The following is a 2809-nucleotide window of genomic DNA, read 5'->3' on the forward strand; positions in this document are numbered from 1 at the left end:
GGCGCCTATTAAGAGAAGCCCGATTCGAAAGAGTCGGGCTTTTTGCTGTCTGGCATTTGAAAAACAACAAAAATTGACCGAAATCGCCACAGCATTACCGGTGCGCCGACGGTCGTGTGGCTTATATCGAAGTAAAGCCCATGTGAGCGTAGGACATTCTCCACGAATATTAAGAGAAGCCCGATCCAAAAGCCTCGGGCTTTTTGCTGTCTGGCATTTGAAAAACAACAAAAATTGACCGAAATCGCCACAGCATTACCGGTGCGCCGACGGTCGTGTGGCTTATATCGAAGTAAAGCCCATGTGAGCGTAAGACATTCTCCGCGCTTGTTAATAGAAGCCCGTAGGGTTTTTTAATGTCTGGCACTCGAAAAACAACATTGAAATCTACATTACTATGTGTTTTTCTTTAATATTGGAGCTCATAGCTGCCGATATCAACATTCGTGTGAGTGATCAGTTTAGTCAGAGGTCTAAGTAACACCCAAAGATGTGCCTATTAAATTTATAATTAACTAGTCTTATTGATTGTAGTGGTGAATTGTATGCTGGACCGAACTAAATATTATCCCCAATTTCAAAGTAGGACAGTTTGCTGGCTAATTTACTTTTTCTAATCTATTGAAATCAAGTATATATATATATGAATATTAATGAACAACATGATTGGTTGCTTTGAATTTTTTAGTCTACCATTGGCTAGCCTGTCATTGGACCGCTATTATGACCATAAACTAATTTAGTTTTATATGAGACTGGCATAACAAAAAATATTGATTTTGTTATTTAATAACATTGAAGGGTTCGTAATAACAAAAAAGCTATAGTGATAGGAGCTACGGGGTTAGTTGGACACGCGATTGTCCAACAATTGGTTAATACTGATTATATTGATAAAGTTATTACACTAACACGTAGACCTTCACCGCATTCATCTACAAAAGTTATCAATCAAGTCGTCGATTTCGATCACTTGGATAACTATATATCTCATTTTGATGGCAATTTTTATTCTCATGTCAGGGGACAACAGTTAAGCAAGCCGGTTCAATCAATGGTCAACGTAAAGTAGATCTTGGATACCAGTTTAAAGCAGCAAAATTAGCTGAAAAGAATGGCGTAGGTCTTTATTTACTCGTCTCATCTGCAGCAGCTAATAATCAAAGTAATAACCCGTACCTAAAAATGAAAGGTGAATTAGAACAGAGAGTAAGTCAACTGCCATTTAAACAGATTAGTATATTTCAACCTCCACTCTTACTTGGTCAGCGAACTGAATTTCGCTTAGGAGAAAAAATGTGTAGTTGGCTGATGCCTATTATATGCATGCTTCCCTTTCTACGTCGTTTTCGCCCGATAATTGGCGAGCAAGTTGCCGCAAAAATGGTATTGGTAAGCCAGAAAGAAGGTGCGTCAAGAGAGTTTTATCGTCTTAACGAAATCTTTATTAAGTGATCAGAAGCAATCTGGACAGTTAGACTTACTATCTCTGATAATACGATACTTAAATAATTTTGCACTCATAAGTTAAATTAAGTAATTAGTAAGTCAAGTGTAGGTAATAATGGGTAACCGTATGACTTAATGATAATGTATATTTATCGCTAATTTCTTCATCTTAACATCATTGATTTTAACATATAGATCCACCTATATTAATAAAGGCAAAAGCAAAAGTGCTTGACCATTAACAGTTTAAAAATGATATATTATTTTCCTATAGACAAAGTGAGGCCATCGACCATACTTATATGGTCAATAACTTTTACAACGTTATCATAATATGTATTCACGTGGGGAATGACGACAGCAGCAGAAACTTGATTAGTGGCTAGGTAGTTTTCAATATTTGCTGGTAAACGTTCAATATCCGTAATTCTACCATTTAAAGATACAAGTCCACTTTCATTTATCCTAATCAATAGCATTGGGTTATTATTTTGATTAGGGTTACCACCATCAGGTTTATTGACTAAGAATCCTTGTTCCTTAACAAATGAGGTTGTCACAATAAAAAATATTAAAAGTATAAACACAATATCAAGCATGGGCGTCATATCCGCTTCAGCCTTTTGATCTTCATACAGTCTATTCTTTCTCATCCTAATACCTTAAAATTATTAATTATGTTCTACGATTATATTCGTATATTGTTTTACTTACTTTAGTGCATATTATTAATTAAGCAATATTTATACGATATCATTCGTAAATAGATAAATAGATAAATAGATAAATAAATTGGAATTAATCAAACTGATATTAAATGAATAAATAAACTTTATAATAAGTAATATAGGTAGATTGATACACTGGACACTATTAACAGATAATCCTTATATCAGCGAAAACTGAAAATAATACAAGATTTATAATGACTATATGTAACAATTAAATCGTTATTATTAGATATACGTTTTAATATTCTACGGTTTGTCTTCTTTTTGTCCAAACAAACTTAAAGATGAAAATAGTGCTTGATCCTTTTTAGAAAATGTTTAGAATGCGCTCCAGTTCCAAGGGGGTCAGTTAAAACGAACCACGAAAGAGCTGTTTTGATAAGTTATCTACATCACTTTAGAGTAAAGTCGTTAACTTAATGTTTTATAGGTAAGGTTTGAATCTTCGAAAAGAACTTCAAATTAAATTAAATAAAACGTTGACATCGAAACTGAGTTGCGTATAATACGCATCTCGCTTCAGGCAAGGCCTGCAGCAATGGAGCAACGCTCCAAAGGTATAAACGAATGGGTTTTATATCTAACTCTTTACTTTGAGTAAATGAGTTTTTCTTTAACAATTAGTTATC

General features: G+C 34.0%; 3 protein-coding genes. 2 read left to right on the plus strand and 1 reads right to left on the minus strand.

The window, feature by feature from the left end:
• The first annotated feature begins 826 nt into the window (after positions 1-826).
• Both H4J52_RS20225 and H4J52_RS20230 read left to right on the plus strand, forming a co-directional pair.
• Positions 827-1072, plus strand: coding sequence for a hypothetical protein (locus tag H4J52_RS20225; RefSeq protein ID WP_310649611.1), 246 nt, complete (start codon positions 827-829; stop codon positions 1070-1072).
• A 224-nt stretch (positions 1073-1296) separates the two neighbouring features.
• Entirely contained in the window at positions 1297-1455 is a 159-nt protein-coding gene (locus H4J52_RS20230; protein WP_310649610.1) for a hypothetical protein, read from the plus strand.
• Positions 1456-1709: 254 nt separating this feature from the next.
• Here the strand turns inward: H4J52_RS20230 and H4J52_RS03070 are convergent, their stop codons facing one another.
• The gene (locus H4J52_RS03070) at positions 1710-2102 is read right to left on the minus strand and encodes a biopolymer transporter ExbD (RefSeq protein WP_182176836.1); all 393 of its coding nucleotides are present in this window, start codon (positions 2100-2102) and stop codon (positions 1710-1712) included.
• Positions 2103-2809: the final 707 nt, after the last annotated feature.

This window comes from Colwellia sp. MB02u-14, from assembly GCF_014076915.1.
GTDB lineage: Bacteria > Pseudomonadota > Gammaproteobacteria > Enterobacterales > Alteromonadaceae > Colwellia_A.

Coding starts and splice junctions, on each gene's coding strand:
- H4J52_RS20230 (WP_310649610.1), top strand. CDS start 1,297: ATGTGTAGTTGGCTGATGCCTATTATATGCATGCTTCCCTTTCTACGT.
- H4J52_RS03070 (WP_182176836.1), bottom strand. CDS start 2,102: ATGAGAAAGAATAGACTGTATGAAGATCAAAAGGCTGAAGCGGATATG.